The organism is Pseudophaeobacter sp. EL27 (assembly GCF_900313025.1).
Lineage (GTDB): Bacteria > Pseudomonadota > Alphaproteobacteria > Rhodobacterales > Rhodobacteraceae > Pseudophaeobacter.
In genome coordinates, this window is record NZ_OMPQ01000009.1 from 621,831 (window position 1) to 645,589 (window position 23,759).

Here is a 23,759-nt window from a genome sequence, read left to right on the forward strand (position 1 = left end):
CACGGCCCTTCATCAAGCGCGTGGAGGACGTTCCAAGCGATAGAGAAGCGAAGACCAATACCCTGATTGCATGCCCCGCCAGATGGTCCGCGCTTCAAAAGGGGCATAGGCTGTCTGAGTCTGGAAAAATGCGGCCTGCGTGTGATCGTGATCGGCCGCGTCATGGCTATGCCCGTGCATGGCCCAAAGCATATCTTCTTCCAACCCATGAGAATGCCCGTGAGAGGCAATCATCTCAGCGTGCTCCTGAAGAGACTCGACAAGCTGCGACACATGCGCACTGGAGGGCGCCAAGGTCCAGACGATCAGCCCGACACAGGCCAATGAAAGCAGCATTTGCCGAAACAAGCGCGCAATTTCCCCCTCCCGGATCATTCTCGTATCTGTCCTGTCTCGTCCCGACTCAAGTGACCTAGGATATCCCCCCAGGGAGGTTGCTCTTCATCTACGGCAAGGTCGCATGCGGGCGCAACCCACACAAGGTCTGCCCCTCGGCTGAAACGCGCCAAGAAATGGATCTTCAGGCAAGAGACGTGATCGGAGTTTAGCTAAAGTTTTGCTACCATTTTTGGAATGAGTACCTTCGCTTTAACCCCTATTCACTAAACGCCCCTAGACTTTCCAAAAGGTGGAGCAAAGGGGTTAACGATGAAAGTTTCTGAGTTACTGAAAGCAAAGAAGTCTAGGGGCGTAAAAGGCATCTCGCCCAGTTCGACCCTTCGACAAGCTGCCGAGATGCTGCTAAAATTCAAGCTTGGCGCGCTGGTCGTGACCGATCAATCCAACAAAATGGTAGGGATCGTGTCTGAACGCGATCTCTTGTCAGCTGTTGCAAGTCGTGATCCCTTGGCCGCCGAAACTTTGGTATCAGATGTGATGACCCGGACTGTGATTTCCTGCAGCCTGGATGACGAAGTTACCTACCTTTTGCATTTGATGAACGAGAACGCGATCCGACACATACCGGTTTTGCGAGAAGAGAAGCTTGTAGGCATCTTGAGCATCCGAGAGCTGACCAAAGCATACGAACTCCTTCAAATCGAAGCAGATACGGATCCGCTTACACAGGTTTCAAACCGCAGACCATTTCTGAAAAACCTGGACATACAGTTTGAGAATGCGCGCCAGCACGGGCACCCAATGTCGGTGGCCATGCTCGATGTCGATCACTTCAAGCGCATCAACGACACCTATGGGCATGATGCCGGGGACAAGGCTCTTCAGGAGCTGTCCAGGATGCTGATACGCGAATTCCGCTCCATCGACCTTGTCGGAAGACTCGGTGGCGAGGAGTTTGCCCTGGTCTTTCCTGAAACCGATCTTTCAGGCGCCTACACTGCCTGTGAGCGGCTACGTTCGATGGTTCAATCCAAAGAAATCGCGGCCGACCAGAACAGAATTCGCTTAACTGTCAGTATCGGTCTCACCGGGATCACAGAAGAGACCCCTGCTGCAGCTGCGCTGCTAAAACGAGCCGACGCGTTACTTTATGTTGCCAAAAACTCGGGTCGAAACAGGACAATGGCAGAAGGAGGTGTCGAGGTATCCTCCAAGGGGCTTGTTCAATCGAAGGAACCGGAGAAGGCGCGGGATCATGGATCAGCTTCTCCAGTAGGTAACGTGAGATAGTTTACATCTCTGCCCCCCAAATTTCTGGCTTATTCGAAGAGGGTCACCCTACCCAGCCTCGTTGACGGATCATCGAGCTCACCGGTGCGCTCACACTTCCATGAAGTTTGTAGCACTAGGAAAATGACCCATAGCGGCCAGTCGCTCTGCACCTAAACGAGTGAGAGGATGTAGGCTGCTTGCCACAAGGTTATGGCTTAGAGAATGGTTCGATATCGATAATCCAACCTTCTGCATCGACCTTGAGCCACATGTATCCAGATCGATCGATAACACTGTTGCTGTACTCTTTCGTGATATCCTGTCCTTCCTGGTCGGATATCACGAAAGTCAGGATGTATTCTTGTGTGCCCGAAGGGTAGTCATTCACGATTGGAGAGAACGTAAAGGTGTTATCATCAAACGCTTCGACAGCACTTGCGAACAAGGTTCTGTGGTCTGAGATAAGCGCCGTAAGTAAGTTCAGATTTGCAGCTAACGCAATCGACCTCCTCTTCTCTTGTTGGAAGAGTTGATTTTGAAAGTAAATTGTAGCAAATAGCGCTGCAATGATTGCCAGTAGGGCTGCTGTTACTCTCGACATCGATTTCTCACGCGTATCGCAATTTTCTGTTGTCCTTCCCCGATTGCGCCGGATAGAATTCTCGAAAAGTCGCACATGAGTAAACCCCTTAAGCCACCTCAAACTAACCCTATAGGCTGACCTACCCAAGTCCATGGGGAAGTCACACGACTAAATCCGAGACAGCCATTACTTCAACGCTCCGGTAACGAACTTTTTCTCCAGTTCGAGCCCTTTGATAAGCTGCTTACGGGATGCTATCCACTTCTTGACTTGAGCAGTTCTCGGATCGATTTTCTCTATTTCATCCAAGACATCCTGAAGTTCGCGGACCTGAGCGTTCAAACGCTTCAACTCCTTAGCCACCCATTTCTTATCAATCATCTGTCTCAACACCCTCCGCCCGGCAGAACTCTTCTCGTGCGGCAAAACTCTTTACAAATTAACGATCACTTCATGCGCTTCCATCATAGATTGATCAAGCTCAAGTTGTAAGGTGAATTTTGGCTCTCCTTTGTATTGCTAAGATCTGAGAGCAGGCAGGTGTCACCGCCTGCCTGCTTTTGACAGCACGCGATGTTTGAAGGTCGGCTTTGAAGAAATGGCTAAAGTTTGCAAAGGTCGCTTCCTGCGCAAAGCTGCCGTTGCTGCTGGTCCACGAGGGGGGCGCCGATCTTTCCATATTCTGGAAGGCTGCTCACAGCCCATTCTCGACATTCGTCCTAGGTTCAGATTCTACCTTGCTGCGAGGGCAAGTCATTAACAGAAACACATATCTCAACGGGTCTCCAAAGGTGTATCGAAAATGCGAATAAAATGCTCGGCTCAGTCAAGCGTTGTATGACCGTATATTTCACCTCGGGTTAACCTGCATATACTTTGGTCTGTCCCTAAGTTGACCAATGAAGGCCACAGCTATGCAAGACCACTTGGCAGAGCCAAAAGGAAGCGACGCCCGGAAGACACTCATTGGTGCCGCTCTCGCTGCATCGCTAACGGCTGTTGGCTACTTCTTGCTTGCCTGGTCGGAAGAAAAATCGGTCAACGAACGCGAACGGTTGCAGCTTATTGAGATGACAAACAGTTTTGTCTCAGTTTTTTCACAGAACAGAGGCGATGGTGCACCAGTGCCCGCGACGTTCCGGCGATTGGGGATCGAGCATTTTAGCGACTCAAATCAAAGCGGTAATGTCGAGAAAAACACATCCGTTAGGATGCCCGGTCGCCCCGGTCTTGAGTTAAGTACAACAGAACAAGATCCTCGCCTTGCAACAATTATCGAGAATTTTGTTGCCAACCCGACAGCTCCACCGGTTCATGAATACGGGTTTGAAGGAAATCGTTTGATTGGGCGTACGGTCCTTCCTTCGATTGCCAATAATGAGAGCTGCGTAAGTTGTCACAATGATACACTACAGATAGACACATACCAGACTGGCGACGTGATGGGGGCCTACATTGTCGAACGAGATCTAACCGCTAACCTCATCGACGACATCAAGTATTCTGGCTTTTGGTTTTTGTCCTCATTTTTGCTTCTCTGGCTTCTCGCGTCACGGGAGCGAAACCACAATATCAATGTTCTGAGACTAGAAGCTCGCGTACACATTGAAAAAATGAAGAGCGAGGCCGAGGCAAAGGAAAAATTCCTTCTGTCTCATGATACTCTCACAGGATTGCCAAACCGGAGAGTTTTCAACGACTATTTGTGTGAGGCAACGGGCAGTGATCGTAAAGAACTGCTGAACGCCGCCCTTATCGATTTGGATGATTTCAAGAGTGTAAACGACACAATGGGCCACGCTGCCGGTGACGCTCTTTTGGAGGAAGTTGCCTTGCGTTTGGGCAAGTGCCTTCAGGATGAGTCTGGCATTGTCGCGCGTCTGGGGGGAGATGAGTTTGCAATCATCTGGGACACGACTTCATATTTGAGTGAGCCAGACGCCTTGGCTCAACGGATCCTAAATGAGATGGCAAAGTCGATGGAATTCGAAAAATGGATGATTACGCCAAAATGCTCAATCGGGATCGCCACGTGGGCGAATATCCAATCAGATGCCCCATTAGATTTGCTAAAGTCAGCAGATGCAGCTCTGTATGTCGCCAAAGGGCGCGGTAAGAACACCTATCAATTGTTTGATCGAGCAATCGACGCTTCCATAGTTCGGAAGAACAAAATTGCTGCGCGTTTGCCGATGTCAATCCGTGAGGGTGATCTACGCATTGTCATGCAGCCGAAAGTCTTGCTGCATGATGGAAGTTTCAAAGGGTTTGAGACCCTTTCCAGATGGCATTTGAACGGTGAAGATATTTCACCTGACGAGTTTGTTGCAGTTGCCGAAAACACAGGTGTCGTTCTTGATCTGGACCTTCGTGTCCTGCGCGAAGCGGCTTCATTCTCCTCCAAACTAGAGCAGGAAACGGGCTTCGATGTCCCGATTGCAGTTAACCTATCCGCCAAAACCTTTCGTAGTGGCTCTCTACTGGAGGACATACAGGATGTCTTGTGGGAAACAGGGCTCCGACCCGATCGTCTGACACTAGAAGTTACCGAGACCGCCGCGATTGAGAACTGGAAGCATGTTCAAGAGGTTCTGGGGAAATTGCGCGAGATTGGTGTTCGTTCTGCTTTGGATGACTTCGGGACGGGCTATTCGTCGCTTGCGTACCTGCTACGGATGAAATTCGACGAAATTAAAGTCGACCGTGAGTTTGTTCGAGATATCGAACCCAATAACGATAATCACAAGCTACTACAGCGCATCGCTGAACTAGCTGAGAGTCTAGATGTAGAATTGATCATCGAAGGTTTGGAAACTGAACAACAAGTCGAATTGGTTCAGGGCGGCCCACATCGGATCGGGCAAGGATATTACTTCTCCAGGCCACTGGAGCTTGATGATGCGCGTGCGTATCTGCACGACATAGTGGCCATGCAAGCAAGGAATGCCAAGTCATCTGCGTGAGTGCTCCATTGTCCTTCGATGTATACCTTAGCATTGAAAGAAATTTAAGTATGTTCACCGGTCCTTAGTGCTCTTCGCAGCGAATGTCGGCTTTCCCCAGTAGGCATGCAGCATAGGTTACTCGTCATGCCGACAAATTCTGCGACTTTGCAAAGGCCGTAATCTGCGCATAGCCGCCTAACGCTACGTGGAGGCCACTGCTCTTGATCAGCGACCAAGGCTGTGTCCCTACAGTTACCTGCCCGAAGCGTTCAATCGTACCAGACCCAAAGGTCTCACACACAAACCTAGAAGTCACACGGACGACAACCATGATTGTCATGTGAAACAATAGGCGGCGCGCAATTCTTAAATTGTTGAAGAAGGCGCACGCCGCCGGTAACGAATAATCAGTTCTCTACTGCAACCTTAAGCTCCGCATTGAACTTCTGATAAGCAGGAAGAAGCTGAGCAACGAAGTTGGCAGCATAGGGGTTGTCGACAATTTCGTCCGATTGAATGAACAGTGTTTTGTCACCACAGGCCTGAACCCGGTAGATATGATTGTCATGACCGCCGCCAATCTTGTCTGGAAACGGGTCGGACCATCCAATTTTTTCGCCCTCTTCATAGATCAAAGTATGTGGGATCTCATTTAGAATGGGATTGCCCGAGGTATCGGTGCCAAACAGAAAGTTCACCACCACCTGACCTCCACTCTGAATGTCGCCTGTCATCCCCTGAAGGGTTCCAGTACTCCATTCAGGCATCGCCTCAAAATCCATCAAGGTGCTCCAGACTTCTGAAGGAGCGGCCTCAACAAGGATTGAGGTCTCGATGCTAGCATGGGTCGCGCTGAGTTGTGCGATACCTCCGTGCATCAGGGTGGCGGCACAGTCCGCGTCTGCGCTTTGACTGGTTGTCTCCGCAAGCAGAGGTTGGCTGAAGGGGGCAATAAGAAGCGAAGCGGCGATAAAGATGCGAGTAGCTATCATGTTCTTTCCTGTAGTTTCCTTCAGAAGATCTAGACGCGACACAGTCTGGATGTCCTGCCAGTTCCTACGGAACAATTGCCAATTCCTCCGGAAGTTTCGAATTTTCCGTGATCTTAAAAACAGTGTTTGATAGGAGGGGGAGAAGGAGACTGCCATGCCACTTGAAGACCTTCACCGCCTGGCAAAGCGTTATGAGCATTACAAAGGAATTGCTTCAGAAAACCACCTACACGCTGCACATGTGTTTCAACGCGATGCAGATAGTGAGTATGAGGCAACGCTGTACAACCCCTTCATTTGCATAATCCTGCAGGGACGCAAAGAAGTACACATCGGGCAAAACTCTGTCTCCCTGGTGCCAAACGATGCGCTGCTGGTTAGCCACGACCTGCCTGTTACCGCAAAGATCTTTGAGGCCAGCCAGACCGCCCCCTATCGATCACTGGTCTTTGCACTGGATCTGGGACTGCTACGCAGCCTCTTTGATCAGGTGGGCGAAGTAATTCAAAATGAATCTTCTGCTAGTGCCCTTGCTGCGACCTCAGCTGATCCCTCCTTTATTGCGCCAATGGTGCGCTATCTGGAACTCATGGATGCGCCAATAGACGCTCAGATCCTGGGCCCGATGATTGTCAAAGAAATCCATTTCCGCCTCCTCACGTCCCCGATTGGCGGTATGTTGAGGAACCTTCTATCGGTCGACAGCCATGCCAGCCGCATTGCCACATCCATCAAAAAGATCAGGGGCAGTTTTCGCGAACCTTTGATCGTGGCTCAACTCGCCGAAATCGCGGGCATGAGCCCAACCTCATTTCACGAGCATTTCAAATCGGTAACGGGCACCACGCCACTGCAGTATCAGAAAGATCTGCGCATGATCGAGGCCAGAGAGATCCTTATGAAAGGCGCCCCATCTGTGTCGGCTGCAGGATTTGAGGTCGGCTATGAAAGCCCAACACATTTCAGTCGTGACTATTCCCGCAAATTTGGGTGCTCGCCTAAGCATCACCTTGCGCTAGTGAAATAGGCCACCTCTTCTCCAGCGCAAGTTGTCCAAACATCCAGCATAACGAAAGAAAGAACCCCACCGCATTTCAACGGCGGGGCGAGGGAGAGAACGCAACAAGTCTACTAACTACTCCCTGCAATGCTTCCGTGAGTTCATCGGCGGCATCTCATAGGCAAAAGCTATAGAAAAACCTCCACCACTTCAAGTTGAAAAAGTATCGCACAACCTCAACTTAACAAAAGGAGATTTACCCCGTCACTGCTTTGAAACCTAGAGGCTTACTGCCGCCTTACCTTCCGAACAACAACAGTCACAAAGAACAACACTGGCTGGTTGGGATGACACGACTCCCACCTTTCCTGCACGGTTAACTAGGCATGGTCAGCTCGTTACTGAAAGTCTTGTTTAAGCGGCGGCTCCATTGGATCCACGCACGAGGGGGGGGGCTTTGGAGCCTTTTTCGGAAATTAATCAGACCTAATAGGTACCAAACAGCTGCGCGGAGTGCGTCCGCCATGTGAGCCATCACCGGTATGAAAATTGCTTCTAGTCGATACCCAAGCGGCCTTGCACTTCATCTCTAACAAATTCGCTAAGTTCGATAAGGGCTCCAAATTTTTGACATCTCGCATTCTTAAGAATTACCTTTTCAAGGCCCTCTAGTGCTTTCTGTGCGTCTTTTCGTACCCAGCTCGGTGGATTGGCTGCACCTTGCTCAGATTGGATTGTGAGCTGATCCATACGTTCGACATAGGTGGAGAAATTGAATAAACACTCACTCCAAGAAAAAGTCCAACCGGCAGTTGAGCGGCGGCTTTCATCACAATCCTCCGCCTCTCGATAGGCTTCCCAGATGCGATCTCTAGCCTCGTCCACAATCCCAATGAGTGCTCGCCTACCATTGGGGTCACTGGGCACGTCCCCAAGGTCGAATTGAGCGACTTCATAGTCAAGAATACTCTGCACCTCTTGCTGCACTTTCACCAGATGCCTGCAGGCTTCAGGCTCAATTTTCCGCGGGGAACTGGGAAGACTTTCAGTGGTTGCCAATCGCGCTGGGGGTGGAGGTGATACCTGTTCGGCTCTCCGGTTACCTTGGGCTTCTTCGGTCTTGGCGAAAGCCTCGTCCACGAGGGCCACAAGGGAACTTACTTGCTGCTCAGGTTGGGAATCTGTCTTTGCAACGCCGTTTGCAAAGGCCTGGTCGATATCCTCTGTGGATTTCTCTGGGTCGTCCATCGTTCTGGGTTCAGCCCTTTCCGATGCTTTGCTTTCCTGATCTTCTTGCATCAACTCTCTGCAGCGAGAAGCAACTGCACCAGGAATTTCTCCCAGACTTATCCGCGCCTCAACTATTTCTACCTTGCTGATGTAAAATCCTCCTTCGAAGAAGGTTTTGGCCTCATCATAGCCCAAGTACTGCCCTCCTGACTGTTTGTGCACTAATGGGTGACGCCGATACACAAACCGATCCCAGTTGGTACTACCAGGCACCCAAGGGCCAAGCTCACCTGACATGTTCGTTACAGAATCCACCATGGTTTTGAAGTAGACCCGTCGATTGCTCTCTCGGTGATACAGCTCCAAAGAAAACACTGTGGATGGCAGGTAAGTCGCCTGGCGAAAAAGATGTTTCAGCTCTTCTTGGGAAAACAGGTTTGACCCGCTGACATACCCAAGCAAGGAAAGTGTCACAATCCCATCATCAATACTCAACTCATTTGCGGTCAGGTTGCCTTCTGCCCATTTTGCACAGGTTCTATCTGGTAATTCAAAGCGCGCCGTGTGAGGTGTCTCGTGTCGTGCGCGCAGCCGGAAGACTGGATCACCAAGTAGAGTCCAAAATTGTGCCTCTACTTCTAGTTCAGAAGTTGCAAGCGCCTTATTGTCGGGTGATCGCTCTTGCCAGCGTCCAATGTAGTTTGTGTCCGCGACCTTTGTGAGGGAATTGAGTGTAAACACCGTACCATTGGCCAAAAGGATCTGTGGCGAACAAACGTTGATCAAGGTCGCGAAGGCGGCAGGAAGTGTTTTCTTTAAGATGTTCATTGTTTCTCTTGAACTAAACAAAGTTGTGCGCAAATAATTCCCCAACCTTCTCATCACTGAACACGAACACGCAAGAACTTTATCAACCAATATGTTGAATTGTAATATGAAAATCATACTGACCATTGCCGCATCGATACTCATTTCGCACGGCCTATCTGCACAAGAACTCTCTCCAACCATCAAGAACGGCATTCTGGAAAAGCGGGTTTTAGCTGCAGTCAAGGACCAGAATTTTTCCAAGGCCAGCGACTTGCTTGCGCAGATGCAGGCGTTAGACGTGATTCAGCCGCCCGAATACTTTTACCTGGATGGGCGCGTACAGTACGAGACAAAGCACTACAATGCGTCGAGACAGTCACTTATCACGTTTATCACAACTGCAACCTCGTCCTCGGCTTCGTATGATACGTCATTAGAAATAATAGGAAAAATACAAGAACTGCAGGAGACCTTTAACGCTGTGGGTGCGGTCAGGACTTGCGACATTTACCAAGCGAGTCCATTCGACGCCGACCGTCCGGAAGGGGTTGAGGGTGTTGATTTTCGCTCAACATCTATCGCTCAGCCAGCGCAGAAATGTGATGCCGCGTTAGCTATTTGGGCTGATCATCCCAGGATGCTCCTCAACTGGGCGCGCGTAGCTCCGGCATCAAAGCAGGACAAAGCTATCGCAGCTTTAACACTGGCAGCTAATCAAGGATATGAGGCTGCATATTTTGAGCTTGGCCGGAGGCTTTCCGAACGCATGGCTAACGCTGCAGACTTGGCTGCGGCAGAGACGTGGTTGAAAAAGGCTCTGGAGCAGAATGATCCAAGGGCGGTCGCAGAACTTGGAGCCCTCTATCTAAAGCTCGAAAATACTACCCTAGCAGTGCATTGGCTCGAACAGGCACGCGAAGCCAAGAACTTTACCCACAACATCAAGTTGGCAGAAATCTATATTAGAACTGGAGATCCTGAGCACTTCAATCGAGCGCCTGCGATTTTGCAAGAAGCCAAAGACGCAGGCGATTACGATGCTGCTTTTGCTTTGACCTACCTTGCCTCCAGACCTGAATTCTCAGGCCGCTTTCAGAGTTCTCAACTGTACCAATGGAGCCACGAACTGCCAGGTAGTATTGAAAGAGGCTTCAATTCTCACCTAGTTCTAGCGGATGCCCTACTGGCTGGCGAGGGAGCTTTGCTTGATTATGAACTTTTGCTAGATGCGTATGAACGCGCAAAAGTAGCTATCGACGGTAGAAGCGTATCCTGGGGTGATATCTACAAGGAAAGTATGTTGCGTCGGATAGAGCGTCTTTCGGCGTCCCGGTTTGAGGCGGAACTTTGCTTTAGACTGACCGCTTTTCACGATGTCCCCGAATTGTCAGAACGTTATCCGTTCATCTATTTGGACCAAATTGATAAAGAAGCAGCGCGTCGAGCTTGTCAGTTGGCACATGAAGCCTCTCCAGACAACCTGCTTGTTACAGCCTCGTTGGGGCGTATCGAAGAAACGACTGGTAATTGGGAAGAGGCCGAGCGCCTCTATTCCATTGCAGCTGACGAAGCATTCCCTGCGGGATATGTACTTTTAGGTGAGCTTTATGGCCGTCTCGGTAGGAGAACGGGAAAGGACACGAAACTTTATTCTAAGGCTTTCAAGGCGTTTCAAGCGGGCAACAATCACGGATTACCAGAGGCTAGGCTGGGTTTGGCATGGGCTATCCAATATGGCTATCATGGAGGAGAACCCGATCCGGGCCTTGCATTTCGGATGATTAAAGAAATGGTCGATACGGGCTTGGAACGTGCTCGCGCTACTCTCGGACTACACTATTGGGAGGGCACAGGTGTTTCCCAAGACCGCAATACTGCGCTAGAGCTCTTTGAAGCTGCAGCTGTAGCAGGTAATCGCCACGCACAGCTGCAATTGGGTTACATACACAAAGACGATGGCGACTATCTCAGCGCGGCATATTGGTTCGAACTAGCGCACGATCAAGGCAGTGGAAACGCTGCATTTTCCCTTGGAGTAATGCACTCTTTTGGCGATGGTGTTCCAAGAAATGACCACCTTGCACATCAATTTTTCTACCAAGCTGCGCATGCCAATAATGCAAATGGCATGTATTTTCTCGGGCGCAATTATGAGACTGGTCGCGGTACCATCCAGGATACTGACAAAGCAGTATCATATTATCAAATGGCTATCGATCACCAACATAAATGGGCAAAACTCGACTTGGCTGAACTATACTTCAATAATCCAGCTTATCCTCAGAATCTCTGGCGAGCAAAGTACTGGTTGGACCAAGTTACTCTTAGTCACGAGAGAGTCGAAACACTGAGAGATGAAGTTTCAGAGGGCCTTGGTAGGAGAGCCGACGTTGAGATTCATTACTGTGATCGATTTGCGGCTGCACCAATTGATCCGGCTGTTCCTGGGGATGTGGACGGTGTTAGCTTGCAGGATATCGATCTTAAGATCGTGACTGAAGTTTGCTTGAAAGCCATAGAAGAGCAGCCAAATACAGCGCGCTTTAAATTTCAGCTGGGACGAGCCTTTGACGCATCACAGGACTATAATCTCGCTCTTCAATGGTACACGCAAGCAGCCGAGCAAGGTCATGCTACTGCCCAATTTACACTTGGCTGGATCTATCTGAATGCGGAGTGGGCAATCACTCAGCCACTTGAAGGGGTAGAATGGTTGACCAGGGCAGCGGATCAAAACTTAAGGCAAGCCAAGTTTCATCTGGGTAAAGCCTACTATGAAGGTACTGGCGTCGATGTAGACAAAGAACGAGCCATTGGGCTTCTTAAAGCCGCCGTTGCGCAGGGGGACGTTTCTGCACGCAAGTACCTCGAGAATCTCTAGTTTACTATAACTAATGAGGAAGATTGACGTATTACGACTTAGCGCGGTTCACTTAAAGGCACCTATCACAGTAAAGCATTTCTTCCACCTTGAGCCTCTCTGCAGACCCGAGCAAAGGTTGCCCCTTACCCAGTAACGTAGCCATTCCAGATTTTGTGGTGACTTGGATCACCATACTTTGCAAAGATCTCTATCTGCGAAGAGCGGTCATGCAGACCAATCCAGGCTGCGAGTTCAGGGTTGAAGCCTTGTTTCACACAGAAAGATCTTCCAATTTTTGGACGACGATGAACTCTCCGCTAGGCGATCTACAGTCTGTTTCCAGCCCGGCCGCAGAGAATCGCGGCAAGGTCTCGCATCACACCGAATTTGGTATGTCGTCGCCAAGGTCCGTTTTTCACCTTTCAGTGGAATGGCTCCGGGTCTGCTTTGGGCTGAGAGCAGCCGTTAGCGCCATTTGGGACTGAGCTGCCGACGCTCGTCGCGAGCGCGACCAGAGAAGTATAACGATGCCCATTTTGAAACCTGTCCCGGAGCGCGCCGCCCACGTTCTGTGTAAGTTGGAAGTCCTTGAACCAAAACACAATGGAGGGGGCACCCATGTGGCGCTCTTTCCTCCCGGAGGTCGGCGCAGTTCTGAGGGCAATGCCACGGCCCTGAAGTTGGGAAGAAATGAAAGGCGTGCCCTAAGAGCTCGGCTCCGAGCACTTTAAATCCTCTTCAAACGACCTTTAAAGAACTCGGCAGACGGACATTTTAAACGGTTCGGGATGCGTTTTAACCGAGTTTGAAATGGGAAGTGTCCCTTACTGCAATGCGAAGTGTCCCAAACTCACTCCGAAATTGGCAGAATAGGTGGGTGGCCTCGGGTCCAGTTCTAACATATAAAACAGGGCGTTCATCTAAAAAATTTTGCTGCAATGGGAAGTGTCCCGCACTGCAAAACGAAGTGTCCCGCTACAGCCAATGTTAGGAGACACTTGATATTGCAGTAACCGGAAGAGCCCGGATGAAACCGGAAGATGCCGGATGGAGCCTTGAGTAAAAGGGCTTTTAAGAGGGGTTAAAGGGGTTTGAAGACCTAGTGCGTTTGTCTTTCAAAAACGGCCGAAGTCGCACAAACCGAGACAACAGGCGATTTTGAGACACTTCGCATTTCAAACTCCCGGCCCCTACTACAGCCCTTTAAAATAGCCCCTCGCGGGACCGAGGTGCCCGGTAAAGGTCATTTTCTCTACTACCGAACTAGGAACTAGGCAGCGCTGAGACGTTCCCGTTCCTAGAAAGGGATTTTGTTATTGGTGGCAATCTCTTGATGAATTTTGGCAAGGCTGAACCCCGCTGCGAACTAGGAACAGATTTTGCGGTGTGAACGGGGTACTCTCTCCCCTGCCCTTCGGCACCAAATAGAATGGTAGTTCTGCAAGTTTATGAATGCTGCCGTTCTGGGGCGAAATCAGATCAGAGCCACTGAGGTGAAAAGTCCGCCAAACCCTCGTTCGCTGCCCCAGCAAAGATACAGGCCAAGCGAACTAACGCTTTGCGGGCGGAACTGCCCTTTGCTGCGGTCGGCTCAGTGACTGCTTGCAGCCCAAAGCGGACCGGTGCGCAGGGAGGCTGGCTCTCATTGCCGCACATGCACAAATTGCGTCTCGACTTCCAGGAAGCGGACATTCAAGCTGTCAAATGGGACTTTTTGCCCTCAATGTCGGCAGTGAGCCCTTTGCAGTAACTCTAGTGAAGTAGCTTCTTCAATAATAATGGCGTAACTTTGCTGGGACACTCGGACGGGTTTTTGAAATATGAAGGCACTTAGTCGCCACCAATTAACGATATACGGCACGCAGAAGCTTCTTGATTGGGTTAAGACAGTGAAACCTGAATTACGCCGATGGGATCTACAATCCCTCAATCATAGGCCTTCGGCATATCTGATTGAAATGGAAGACCAGAATTGTCATGGTTTAGCGCTCGAAGACTACTTCAAAAGTATTGTTGAACAAGAGCTTTCACAACACCTGTACATACCCAAAGAGCAGTGGCCAACTGAAATAACGTTTGACCTGTTTCAGGCGTGGTTTTCCTACCAATACCATGAGGATGTTTACGACCTTTCCACTGAGAAATTAGAGGTGTTTGATGACTAGCGGCAACGCCCGCTTTGTCCGCTCAGCCGACCTTGACCTCCGGTTTCAGTCCCGGTTTGGTGCGCTGGCGCGGCGAACGGCTGCAGTGAGCCCACTTTACCGATTTTCTGCAATGCAGCTAATGTCTGCTTGTGCGGGAGAGCCAAAACTCTGCACAATTTTTTTTTGCTGACTGCTGATGGCCTTGAACATATCGGAGCTGGAAGGGTCGGATGATGTTGGTTGCGTCACCCCAATGGATTGCTGTTTATATCCGGTACGTGAAACGAGCAGGATGAGAGATGTGTTGGAGTTTTTCTGGGGGATGGTTGGTAGCCGCCCTATCGAGTGGATCGCGGTTGCATGTGGAATACTGAACGTAAGTCTGATCATCCGACGTTCGATATGGAATTACCCGTTTGGCTTTGCCGTGGTGACGCTATATTTTTTCATCTTCTGGGAATATCGGCTCTATAGTGACGCGCTGTTACAAGTCTATTTTTTCTTTATTCAGTTCTACGGCCTCTATGTCTGGTTAAACGGACGTGCGCACGACGGCCGGGTGATCGTGGCACCTTTGGGAACTAGCATATTCGCATTGTATCTTGGCGCGACAGCCATTGTGTGGTTGAGCGTTGCGAGTCTGATGGCAGCCTATACCGATGCAGCCGCCCCGTTCTGGGATGCGGCAGTGGCAGCGTTAAGCATAACTGCACAATTCCTATTGTCGCGAAGATACTTGCAAAGCTGGTATTTATGGATTGCCGTGGATGTCCTGGCGATTGGCCTTTTCTACACGCGCGGATTGGAGCCGACCGCAGCACTTTACGTCGTGTTCCTAGGCCTTGCTATCACAGGATTTTTCCAGTGGCGTCGGGCCGCGATGCAGCCTCTGACGACATGAAAACACACGGCTTTCTACTGGGGAAGTTTATGCCGCCGCATGCAGGCCACCTCTATTGTGCCGAGGTCGGGAAGGCGCGGTGTGATGTGATGACGGTGCTCGTGTGTAGCCATGACGCAGAGCCGATCGACGGATACCTAAGGGCCAAGTGGATGAGGGAATGCCTGTCGCGGCCCGGCTATCGCGTGCTACATATGCATCGCGACATTCCGCAGGCACCAGAGGATCATCATAACTTTTGGCCTATCTGGCGTGCAGCAATTGCGGAGTTCCACCCCGAACCGATTGATTGGGTCTTCGGCTCGGAAGGCTACGTCCACCGCCTTGCGCAGGAAGTCGATGCGCGGCCCTTTCCAGTGGACCCGGAGCGACAGGTTGTGCCGGTGTCGGCCACGGTAATCCGAGAAGATCTGACGCGCAATTGGAGCCATGTGCCAATTCCAGTGCGGAGCCACTACCAACGCCGCCTTGTTCTGGTGGGAGCGGAAAGCACCGGCAAGACGGTATTGTCCGAAGCTTTGGCCGCACGGCTTAAATGTGTGCCGATCCCTGAATATGGGCGTGATTACGACGCCGTCTTCCGGCATGGGCAAGATTGGGTCGCGGCAGACTTCGAGGCGATCATGGAGGGCCACAAAGCGTTGGCCGATACGATGGCGGCCCGAGGTGGACCGATTATTATTGAGGATACGGATGCCTTGCAAACGTTGGTTTGGGCCGAGGCATTGTTAGGCAAAGTGTATAAGCCGCTCGTAGACAGGGCACGTTCTGCGATTGAAGGGAAGACTTACCTTCTGCTCGACCACGCGACACCTTGGAAAGATGACGGAACACGACATTTCTCTGATCCGGCGCGCCGAGCGTGGTTCACCGGCAGATTGCGCTCTTGGTTGGATGAGTTGGGGGCGGAGTGGAAATGCATCGAGGGTGAGGATTGGGCCGAGCGGACGGCAGCGGCCAATGTCCATTTGGATACGTTTAGCTAGCCTCCCCAAAGGGCCGTTTGTTGAACGGTTCGCCGAAGCGGACCTTGGCGCACTTTGATCCAAGGTCCAAAAAGTCCGCTAAGCCGACCTTGATCTCCGGTCTCAGTGTCAGTTTGGTATGCTTGCGCGGCGAACGGCAGCTGTGAGCCCAATTCGACCGATGCTGCACAGCGCATGAGCGTCCGCTTTGAACAATCTCACGGACAATCGAGATCAAGATTTCTTGGAAATTCTATGGGCATGCCGATAAGAACTTGTAGTTCTTCGAAACGGGCAATCAGTTCAGATTGTGCCTCTGCATACTGTTTTGGATTTGTTGGCTGAAATCCGCGTCTGTCCATATCCATGTCAACTTCGTCCCAATCCGAGAATCCACGTTGATACCAAGTTCGGACTGGTAACGGGGGTTCGATACCAACCCACACTTCCCCATCCAAATCATATTCGAAAACGATGTTTCGCACTTCGTTATCCGTTCCGCATGGCGGAAGAGCAAAACGGATAAGTGGCCTTGTTTGATCAGGAAGATAACTCTGTCGAATGATCAGGTCTTGGCCACCCAAGTTGCGTTTTGGGACTGCCGAAAGCCTTTCACGAATAAAGCGGTAGTCGTCATTTGCAGAGCTGGCACTTGCTTCGATAGCGACCCTTTCAAAAATACCTTGGAAAAACGAATAGGGCGAATTTACTGAGCACAAGCTGAACTGCTGCCAGTACATATATGCACCCACATGGCGTTCCAGCAAAGCTTCAAACCTTGGAGGGTCGCCCAGAAGGAGTTCCTTGATAGGCTCCATTGTCTCATGGAGGACAACGGGGCTCATAAATTGCGCAACGACAGCAGCCTGCATTTGCGGTGTGAACGTCGGACCGAGTTCTAGGTCAAGGAAAGATAACGTGAAAAGCATATCGTCATAGCGGGCTTGTGCAAATGGCGCACGCCATGCCGTGCCATTGAGCGCGTCCTCGATTTGGGTACGCAGAATATCCGCTAATGTGTCGGACAGATTGCCAAGAACCTCGTCCTCCTGTGCAGACCTAACTACTCTTCCGTCGGTACTATAGTTGGCGATGCAAGCATGTTGAGCCTGAACAGTTTGTGGAGCTGTCAGTGCTGCGAGAGCAATAAAAGCCAGTCCAAGAACGTTCGCAAAATTCATCCTAATTTCCAAACCGGTGTTATGGACGGGACTAGTCGCCTGCCTGAGTTCAATTGCCGAATATTGCCCATGTTTATACCATGGCCAAACTCCAGTAGCCACGCCCGGCATCCAAGGCTCTTCAGCAAACCGGACATTCCAGTTACCGCAACGAACGGCAACAAAGTCCGCATAGCTGACCTTAGGCGTTCCCTGCCAGACTGCGGACGGTCACAGCGCTCTAGACGACCGCGACTACGCCGTGGCTCTCCCCCAGACCGGCGCAAAGCTGAAAATCTCCCTCGGGTTTGTCGGGGAACTGGTCGAAATCGGCCACTTTGTCGTGGACGAAATTGGCGGTACCATGGCTCCGGACACTGTGTCGATCGGGGCAAAGGCGGCGGATATGCTCGGCGGTATTCGCGCCCGCAAATCCCGCTCCTGGCGCGACGTCTCGGTGCAAGATATCGTCCGGAAAATTGCCTCTGAACACGGGCTAAAACCCGTCATCAGCGACAGCCTGAAGGCGTTGAAATTCGCCTATCTCGCACAGACGACTGAGAGCGATTTGAACTTCCTTACCCGGATCGCCAAGGATCTCGACGCGGTTACAAAGCCCGCAGGCGGTGCCCTGATTGTTGCCAAGCGCGGTGAAAACAAGGCCGCCGATGGCTCCGACCTTCCCGTTTTTGCCGTCCACAAATCCCAAATTGCAGAGGGCAGTTGGCAGCTCAACGGGCGCGGAAAATATCGCTGTGTCATCGTTGAGTGGAGCGACACCGACACCGCCCAGGTGCAGACCTGCAAAGCCGGAGAAGGCGACCCACAGCTTAAAATGCGCCACCGCTACCCCAATCGTGCGGAAGCACAACGAGCGGCCGACTCGGCCCTGGAACGCGGCGGCCGGGCCAGCGGGAAAATTGACATTCGTCTTGGTGGCTATTGGGGCGACCTGATGGCCGAAGCCAAGGTCGATCTGACAGGCATCAAGCCAGAACTCGAAGGTGAATGGTTGATCACCAATGTCACCCACCGCCTTGGCAGCACTCTAACGACGAGCTTCAAAGCTGAGCGCGACAATGAAAAGGCACGAACTTAGCTTAGCCACCAACTGGACCATCTAACCAAATGGCGGCTATGCGCAGGAAGCGGACTTTGCAAAGTCGAGCGAACGCCCCTGAGCAACCGTTGGTGCAATCCTCAACGTGCTGTGGTGCCATTTGCGTTTTCGGACATTCATAGTATGTGAAGATGTCATTCAGAAGAAAACCGTAGGTTGACCTACAAAGAGGCTGAGGGAAGTATGGTAATTGAGTCCCGCTACTGGCGTGAAGATCTTGCTCGTTATGCTCAGGCGTTCCGTCCCAAAAGTAAACCGCCTCGTTGGAGCGAAAGGCTCGTTGTCAATTTTGAGAAGGATGTTTCAATAGCTCTTTTCATGGTTAGACGCCTTGCAGAGGCAGGAAAATTCTCATCTAAGATGAAACAGCATAAGGCGCAGATTTTTAGGTGCGCCTTTCATGGCAAACCTTGGCGCCTGATTTATAAGGACATCGACGAGCTTTATAGACTTGAGAACGAAGAGGCGATTTCAAAAGGGGTTGCGTTCGTATGCAACCAGTTTATTCACGCGGACTTCACCTTTGCATTTCGTGGTGAGGACCGTAACTGGGAAGGCCTCTACACCAGTTCAGATTTTGAAAAACGGAAGTTTGTTTATAGGGTGCCACTGTCTGAGATCGTTCGCATTCTTGAGCTGGCTGTTGATGACTACCCATCCAGAGTAAGCCTGCGATACGACCCTGACAAAGAGGACTGGATAACCGTTACAGATTAAGGTCTTTTCTCAAGATGGGCCAAACCAAATCTGAGGCATTTTATGATTAAGACGCGCTTGAGACAGTTTCAGCGAGCTCACGATCTTCTGCTCGAAGTCAAAGACCTGGCAAGTAGTCAGCCTGACAGTTACCCAACGGCTACACCAAAGATGATTATTCCGCTGATGGCTCTACACAGGCTTCTAATAAGAGAAATCACGAGAGCCGAACGCAAGGTTCGTCGAACTAAAAATTGTTTGAAAATGGTGGAGAATGAGCGCGACCAGCACGAAGCAAGCCTCCTATCAGAACGCTTAGAAGGCTACCGGCATCTCGCATATAACTGGCGCTGCTTTGGTGATGCTGTTGCATTTCTTTTCATGGACAAATTTTCGCTCAAGCAAACATTCTACAACACCCATAATACTAGTCCAAAGCAGGATGCTGGTTTCCTGATTGGAAAGACAGGCTTGCAGCTTGAGCTCGAAATTTTGGATACCTACCTCAATAATGGCATTCCTGCTCTTCTTACAGATGTGACCAACAGCATTCGATATGGCGATGTTGTTTTAATGGTTGGCCCAAACCCAATGCTAGTGGAGGTTAAGAGTGGAAATACAGATCGCCGAGGGAAACGGCAACTGAAATCCATCCGTCAATTGAATGAGTTCTTCGCTACCGATGAAGCTAAAGATTTTAGAGGATTTGAAAAGCTCAGTCGTGTTGCCCACAAGGCCGAGGAAGTGAATTACGTTGATGCTATCAACGATTGCATTTCTGAGGCAATGAAATCTGGTTTCTCGTGGCGGGGTCCAGAGGAAGGGCTACACTACTTGGTCATAGCAGATGATGTGACAGACATTTCTGATGTGATGAAGGAAATGGATCTCAATCGGCCGATTGCTTTTTTCCTCAACGAAGCAAAAGCAAACAGACTTTGGTCACCATACAGCCCTTACACTCTGTCTATTCGCGATCCTGAGGCCTTATTCCAGTTTGTGTGGGGTGGGCTTATCATAGTCGTGTTTTATGATCTTGATGTGTTGAAGCGGCTAGTTGAGCGAGAGGGCAAAGAAATCGAATTCTTTGATCCGGAATCGGATTACGTTTTTGAAGTCAGACAAGCCGAAGAAGGTGGCTGGGGTAGGATGGGCAGACATCTATTTTGCCGACTAGCTTATGAATTTTGTTCACCAGCTTGGTTGCTTCGCCTCATCGAAGAACGGTTGGGTTCGCACGATGCAGGCGCCGAAAATGCAGCTGCGAACGCCCAACGGACCGTTACTTAAGACATCTCTGTCTAGATGGCACTAACGTCCGCTTCGGGCTGAGTGCTGCCACTAGCAACCTGCATGGATCGGCGCTAGCGCCAAATGAGGTCGAAATGCTAGCTTTAGCGGTGACACCCCCCAAAGGAGCCCAGTCATGCCCAAACCGAAACCCGTTCGGGAGCGCGCCGCCCGCGCTCTGTGTAAGTTGGAAGGCCTTGAACCAAACATAACAATGGAAGGCGCGCCCATGTGGCGCTCTTTCCTGCCAGAGGTCGACGCGGTTCTGAAGGCAGCACTACGACCCGAATGCTGGGAAGCTCTGACAGATGCGTCAGAACACCTAGGCGCGGAACAGCTTCAAAAACCTTTAAACGGCATTTAAGATCCCCCGCCGTCCGGCCATTTAAACGATTTTGGCGGTGCCTACGGCGAGTTTGCAATGGGAAGTGTCCCAAACCAGCCCAGTCAGCTCCTGAGAAAACGCGCTGCGATAGGGTAGCCAGAACCTCAATTTCGGCCTAGAAAACAGGGAATTCGACAAGATAAGTTGCTGCAATGGGAAGTGTCCCTTACTGCAACGCGAAGTGTCCCGCTACACCGGTGGGACGCAAATCAACCTAACGTCCGAGCCGCCTTCGGCCGACAAATCAGGAAAATAATTTGCTGCAACGGGAAGTGTCCCGCTACAGCCATGGAGGCGAAACTGGAGACCCTCAAAGCGCGGGAAACCGTCGCACTTCCTAGAATAATTTGCTGTAACGGGAAGTGTCCCTTACTGCAACGGGAAGTGTCCCGCTACACGCGTCACGACAAGGTGAATTATTCACTATAAAATCAATATCTTACAATGTTAATGTGAAAAAGATTTACATAAAGGCTTGAAGCAAGACCCAAGCACTCCGATATGCAGTAATGTGAACAGGATTTACATCCAACAAACACAGTTACCTAGTCGCAAGACTGCAACCCCTGGAGACGACACATGACAGCAATGACCTCCCCCACCCCGGCCCACAGTCAACAGGGTTGGTTTTCCCGCAGCGAAGCCTGGCTGGACCAAAAGGGTAAAGGCGCCTGGATCACCGCCATGGTTCTTGGCTTTGTCTTTTTCTGGCCCATCGGCCTCGCCCTTCTCTTTTACATGATCTGGAGCAAACGCATGTTCAACAAATCCTGCCGCAGCCACAGCCGCAAACCCTGGGCCAAACATGGCATGGCCGCGATGAAACCGTCCGGGAATTCTGCTTTTGACGCCTACAAAGAAGACACCCTGCGTCGCCTTGAACAGGAACAAAGCGATTTTGAAGGCTTCATGCAGCGCCTGCGTGACGCCAAGGACAAGGCCGAGTTCGACCAGTTCATGGATGAGCGCAGCTCTATGCCCGCGGAAGAAACCAGCGACGAAGACAGCGCAGAGAAGTCTCACTAAGCTCTTCCCAAGACCGGCCCGCCCCCCTAGCCTGTTCAGGTTAGGGGGAGATTTCTCAATAACAAAACTTCAGCAAAAGGACCCGATATGACCTCCCTGCCCGACCCCGATTATCAGGCTGAATTCTACGCAAACACCCCGCCCAAACGCCTGGTTGCATGGGTGGTCGACAGTATTCTGATCGTGATCCTGAGCCTGATAACGGTGTTTCTGACTGCCTTTGTCGGCTTGATCATCTGGCCGCTGCTCTATCTGGTGATCGGTTTTGTCTACCGGGCTGCGACCATCACAAGCGGCTCTGCGACCCTGGGTATGCGCTTTGCTGGGATTGAGCTGCGCGACCTGTCTGGGCGCCGCTTGGATTCACAGCAGGCGATCCTGCATTCGGTCGGCTACAGCTTCTCCATAGCCATCCCCGTATTGCAGGTGATTTCGATCATCATGATGCTCACCAACTCCAGAGGACAGGGTTTGAGCGATTCCCTTTTGGGCACTGTCATGCTGAACCGGCGTGTTTGAACCTGCGCAGGAGAAGGCGGGTCCTTCTCCTGACCGGAGCTGCCGATGAGGGCTTCCCAAAGATGGAGGCGATGCACTGCAAGCTTCGCGCCCGCCTTCATTGCAAGGCCCTGCTCGCCAAGTCCGCCGCGCCCTGATCTTAACCACGTCTCATTGCCAGCTTGGCGTCTGGCACTTGCGTTGATATCCTATGGCTTCACCATTGCTATCCGGTGATGGTTTCTTATGATCGAGACATCATCTTCAGAAGATTTGCCCCAGATTAGTCAGACCCCAGATGCGTCACACACTTCCTATTGCTCCGCAGTTCTATGTTACGGCGCCTCAGCCCTGCCCCTATCTGGAAGGCCGGATGGAGCGAAAGCTGTTTACTTCGTTGCAGGGTGATGGCGCTGACCAGTTGAACAACAGCCTGTCGCATCAGGGATTTCGCCGCTCTCAGAATGTGCTCTACCGCCCTTCGTGCTCGGACTGTTCGGCCTGCATGTCGGCCCGTATTGATGTCAGCGCCTTTGCAAAGACCCGCAGCCAGAAACGCGTGCTGAAACGCAATGCCTCCTTGCAGCGCCGTGCCACCTCTCCCTGGGCGACAGAAGATCAATATGCCCTGTTCCGGCGATATCTCGACAGTCGGCACTCAGATGGCGGCATGGCGGATATGGATGTGTTTGAATATGCTGCGATGATCGAGGAAACCCCGATCCGCAGCCGGGTGATCGAATATACCGAACCGCAGTTCAGCGGCTTGGTGGCGGTTTCTCTGACGGATGTGCTCGAAGACGGGCTGAGCATGGTCTATTCGTTTTACGACCCGGATCAGCCACAGAACTCTATCGGCACCTATATGATCCTGGATCATATCGCCATCGCCCTAGAGACCGGGCTGCCCTATGTCTATCTGGGCTATTGGGTGCCTGGCAGTGGCAAGATGAGCTACAAGCAGAAGTTTTCCGGCCTTGAGGTCTACCACCAAGGGGCCTGGAAAAAGATGCAAGACCCGGCTGAATTTGCCGAAAGCACCCATCCCTTGTCCTCAGATCCTATTGCCGAACAGGTGGCCAATATCCATCTGCCAGAACAACCGGTGCATCGCCGCAGATGAACAGCTCCCCGCGCCCAATGCAGGCCCTGCATGCGATCGCCTTGCTGGTGCCGGACTATGATGCGGCCATCGCTTTCTATTGTGATCTGTTGGGCTGGCAGCTGGCAGAGGATATCGACCAAGGCACCAAACGCTGGGTTCGTATCCTGCCACCCGGCGCGACCCAGGGCAGTCTTATCCTTGCGCAGGCCACAGGCCCCAGACAGAACAGCGCCGTTGGAAACCAGTTTGGCGGTCGCGTCGGGCTATTCCTGACGACGGATGATTTTGCCCGCGACCACGCCCAAATGCTGGCGCTTGGTGTCAAGTTTGAAGAAAATCCAAGGCATGAACCCTATGGCACGGTTGCGGTCTGGCAGGATCCGTTTGGCAATCGCTGGGACCTGCTGCAATTCACCCCCAGTTAGCACCACG

21 protein-coding genes are annotated in these 23,759 nt (G+C 51.4%); 15 read left to right on the top strand and 6 right to left on the bottom strand.

Features of this window, described 5'->3' with window-relative positions:
• Positions 1-12: 12 nt before the first annotated feature.
• On the bottom strand, positions 13-375 hold the full coding sequence (locus tag ED661_RS21930; RefSeq protein ID WP_162930081.1) for a hypothetical protein: 363 nt from the start codon (positions 373-375) through the stop codon (positions 13-15).
• A 273-nt stretch (positions 376-648) separates the two neighbouring features.
• Here ED661_RS21930 and ED661_RS10690 point away from each other — a divergent pair, with 273 nt between their 5' ends.
• Positions 649-1,629, top strand: a complete 981-nt coding sequence (locus ED661_RS10690; protein ID WP_122073872.1) for a diguanylate cyclase — start codon at positions 649-651, stop codon at positions 1,627-1,629.
• A gap of 190 nt (positions 1,630-1,819) precedes the next feature.
• Here ED661_RS10690 and ED661_RS10695 read toward each other — a convergent pair whose 3' ends face one another.
• Together ED661_RS10695 and ED661_RS10700 are read right to left on the bottom strand one after the other, a co-directional pair.
• The gene (locus ED661_RS10695) at positions 1,820-2,212 is read right to left on the bottom strand and encodes a hypothetical protein (protein ID WP_122073873.1); all 393 of its coding nucleotides are present in this window, start codon (positions 2,210-2,212) and stop codon (positions 1,820-1,822) included.
• Positions 2,213-2,380: 168 nt separating this feature from the next.
• Complete coding sequence (locus tag ED661_RS10700; RefSeq protein WP_122073874.1) at positions 2,381-2,575, bottom strand: hypothetical protein; 195 nt, start codon at positions 2,573-2,575, stop codon at positions 2,381-2,383.
• A 518-nt stretch (positions 2,576-3,093) separates the two neighbouring features.
• Here ED661_RS10700 and ED661_RS10705 point away from each other — a divergent pair.
• Positions 3,094-5,157 carry an EAL domain-containing protein gene (locus ED661_RS10705; RefSeq protein ID WP_122073875.1) on the top strand — a complete coding sequence of 688 codons (2,064 nt, stop codon included), beginning with the start codon at positions 3,094-3,096 and terminating at the stop codon, positions 5,155-5,157.
• A 389-nt stretch (positions 5,158-5,546) separates the two neighbouring features.
• Here the strand turns inward: ED661_RS10705 and ED661_RS10710 are convergent, their stop codons facing one another.
• On the bottom strand, positions 5,547-6,173 hold the full coding sequence (locus ED661_RS10710) for an SRPBCC family protein (RefSeq protein WP_162930107.1): 627 nt from the start codon (positions 6,171-6,173) through the stop codon (positions 5,547-5,549).
• Between the two features lie 112 nt (positions 6,174-6,285).
• Here ED661_RS10710 and ED661_RS10715 point away from each other — a divergent pair, with 112 nt between their 5' ends.
• Positions 6,286-7,158, top strand: a complete 873-nt coding sequence (locus tag ED661_RS10715) for an AraC family transcriptional regulator (RefSeq protein ID WP_122073877.1) — start codon at positions 6,286-6,288, stop codon at positions 7,156-7,158.
• Between the two features lie 528 nt (positions 7,159-7,686).
• Here the strand turns inward: ED661_RS10715 and ED661_RS10720 are convergent.
• A complete protein-coding gene (locus ED661_RS10720) occupies positions 7,687-9,333 on the bottom strand; it encodes a hypothetical protein (protein ID WP_162930108.1) in 1,647 nt (548 codons plus the stop codon).
• On the opposite strand from ED661_RS10720, the gene ED661_RS10725 reads away from it, so the two are divergent.
• From ED661_RS10725 to ED661_RS10745, 4 genes are all read left to right on the top strand, one after another.
• The gene (locus tag ED661_RS10725) at positions 9,296-12,052 is read left to right on the top strand and encodes an SEL1-like repeat protein (RefSeq protein ID WP_162930109.1); all 2,757 of its coding nucleotides are present in this window, start codon (positions 9,296-9,298) and stop codon (positions 12,050-12,052) included. The genes ED661_RS10720 and ED661_RS10725 overlap by 38 nt on opposite strands.
• Before the next feature lie 1,802 nt (positions 12,053-13,854).
• A complete protein-coding gene (locus tag ED661_RS10735; RefSeq protein WP_122073881.1) occupies positions 13,855-14,199 on the top strand; it encodes a hypothetical protein in 345 nt (114 codons plus the stop codon).
• Positions 14,200-14,482: 283 nt separating this feature from the next.
• On the top strand, positions 14,483-15,082 hold the full coding sequence (gene pnuC / locus ED661_RS10740; RefSeq protein ID WP_216822450.1) for a nicotinamide riboside transporter PnuC: 600 nt from the start codon (positions 14,483-14,485) through the stop codon (positions 15,080-15,082).
• Positions 15,046-16,068: an AAA family ATPase gene (locus ED661_RS10745; RefSeq protein ID WP_162930110.1), complete on the top strand. Its 1,023-nt coding sequence runs from the start codon at positions 15,046-15,048 to the stop codon at positions 16,066-16,068. Before pnuC ends, ED661_RS10745 begins: the two co-directional genes overlap by 37 nt.
• Before the next feature lie 197 nt (positions 16,069-16,265).
• Here the strand turns inward: ED661_RS10745 and ED661_RS10750 are convergent, their stop codons facing one another.
• A complete protein-coding gene (locus ED661_RS10750; protein ID WP_162930111.1) occupies positions 16,266-17,228 on the bottom strand; it encodes a hypothetical protein in 963 nt (320 codons plus the stop codon).
• 241 nt (positions 17,229-17,469) lie between these two features.
• Between ED661_RS10750 and ED661_RS10755 the strand changes: the two genes are divergently transcribed.
• From ED661_RS10755 to ED661_RS10790, 8 genes are all read left to right on the top strand, one after another.
• Positions 17,470-18,306, top strand: coding sequence for a contractile injection system protein, VgrG/Pvc8 family (locus ED661_RS10755; RefSeq protein ID WP_162930112.1), 837 nt, complete (start codon positions 17,470-17,472; stop codon positions 18,304-18,306).
• Positions 18,307-18,483: 177 nt separating this feature from the next.
• Positions 18,484-19,044 carry a hypothetical protein gene (locus ED661_RS10760; protein WP_122073885.1) on the top strand — a complete coding sequence of 187 codons (561 nt, stop codon included), beginning with the start codon at positions 18,484-18,486 and terminating at the stop codon, positions 19,042-19,044.
• 42 nt (positions 19,045-19,086) lie between these two features.
• A complete protein-coding gene (locus ED661_RS10765) occupies positions 19,087-20,313 on the top strand; it encodes a hypothetical protein (RefSeq protein ID WP_122073886.1) in 1,227 nt (408 codons plus the stop codon).
• A gap of 136 nt (positions 20,314-20,449) precedes the next feature.
• Positions 20,450-20,677: a hypothetical protein gene (locus ED661_RS10770; RefSeq protein ID WP_122073887.1), complete on the top strand. Its 228-nt coding sequence runs from the start codon at positions 20,450-20,452 to the stop codon at positions 20,675-20,677.
• Between the two features lie 600 nt (positions 20,678-21,277).
• Positions 21,278-21,724 carry a DUF2852 domain-containing protein gene (locus tag ED661_RS10775; RefSeq protein WP_122073888.1) on the top strand — a complete coding sequence of 149 codons (447 nt, stop codon included), beginning with the start codon at positions 21,278-21,280 and terminating at the stop codon, positions 21,722-21,724.
• Between the two features lie 87 nt (positions 21,725-21,811).
• Positions 21,812-22,243 carry an RDD family protein gene (locus tag ED661_RS10780; RefSeq protein WP_122073889.1) on the top strand — a complete coding sequence of 144 codons (432 nt, stop codon included), beginning with the start codon at positions 21,812-21,814 and terminating at the stop codon, positions 22,241-22,243.
• 277 nt (positions 22,244-22,520) lie between these two features.
• Complete coding sequence (locus ED661_RS10785) at positions 22,521-23,345, top strand: arginyltransferase (RefSeq protein WP_122073890.1); 825 nt, start codon at positions 22,521-22,523, stop codon at positions 23,343-23,345.
• A 17-nt stretch (positions 23,346-23,362) separates the two neighbouring features.
• Positions 23,363-23,752, top strand: coding sequence for a VOC family protein (locus tag ED661_RS10790; protein ID WP_122073891.1), 390 nt, complete (start codon positions 23,363-23,365; stop codon positions 23,750-23,752).
• Positions 23,753-23,759 lie beyond the last annotated feature (7 nt).

Bases quoted from the DNA above. Each gene is read 5' to 3' on its own strand.
- ED661_RS21930 (WP_162930081.1), bottom strand. From the start codon at position 375: ATGATCCGGGAGGGGGAAATTGCGCGCTTGTTTCGGCAAATGCTGCTT.
- ED661_RS10690 (WP_122073872.1), top strand. From the start codon at position 649: ATGAAAGTTTCTGAGTTACTGAAAGCAAAGAAGTCTAGGGGCGTAAAA.
- ED661_RS10695 (WP_122073873.1), bottom strand. From the start codon at position 2,212: ATGTCGAGAGTAACAGCAGCCCTACTGGCAATCATTGCAGCGCTATTT.
- ED661_RS10700 (WP_122073874.1), bottom strand. From the start codon at position 2,575: ATGATTGATAAGAAATGGGTGGCTAAGGAGTTGAAGCGTTTGAACGCT.
- ED661_RS10705 (WP_122073875.1), top strand. From the start codon at position 3,094: ATGAAGGCCACAGCTATGCAAGACCACTTGGCAGAGCCAAAAGGAAGC.
- ED661_RS10715 (WP_122073877.1), top strand. From the start codon at position 6,286: ATGCCACTTGAAGACCTTCACCGCCTGGCAAAGCGTTATGAGCATTAC.
- ED661_RS10725 (WP_162930109.1), top strand. From the start codon at position 9,296: ATGAAAATCATACTGACCATTGCCGCATCGATACTCATTTCGCACGGC.
- ED661_RS10720 (WP_162930108.1), bottom strand. From the start codon at position 9,333: ATGAGTATCGATGCGGCAATGGTCAGTATGATTTTCATATTACAATTC.
- ED661_RS10735 (WP_122073881.1), top strand. From the start codon at position 13,855: ATGAAGGCACTTAGTCGCCACCAATTAACGATATACGGCACGCAGAAG.
- ED661_RS10750 (WP_162930111.1), bottom strand. From the start codon at position 17,228: ATGAATTTTGCGAACGTTCTTGGACTGGCTTTTATTGCTCTCGCAGCA.
- ED661_RS10765 (WP_122073886.1), top strand. From the start codon at position 19,087: ATGATTAAGACGCGCTTGAGACAGTTTCAGCGAGCTCACGATCTTCTG.
- ED661_RS10770 (WP_122073887.1), top strand. From the start codon at position 20,450: ATGCCCAAACCGAAACCCGTTCGGGAGCGCGCCGCCCGCGCTCTGTGT.
- ED661_RS10775 (WP_122073888.1), top strand. From the start codon at position 21,278: ATGACAGCAATGACCTCCCCCACCCCGGCCCACAGTCAACAGGGTTGG.
- ED661_RS10780 (WP_122073889.1), top strand. From the start codon at position 21,812: ATGACCTCCCTGCCCGACCCCGATTATCAGGCTGAATTCTACGCAAAC.
- ED661_RS10785 (WP_122073890.1), top strand. From the start codon at position 22,521: ATGCGTCACACACTTCCTATTGCTCCGCAGTTCTATGTTACGGCGCCT.
- ED661_RS10790 (WP_122073891.1), top strand. From the start codon at position 23,363: ATGCAGGCCCTGCATGCGATCGCCTTGCTGGTGCCGGACTATGATGCG.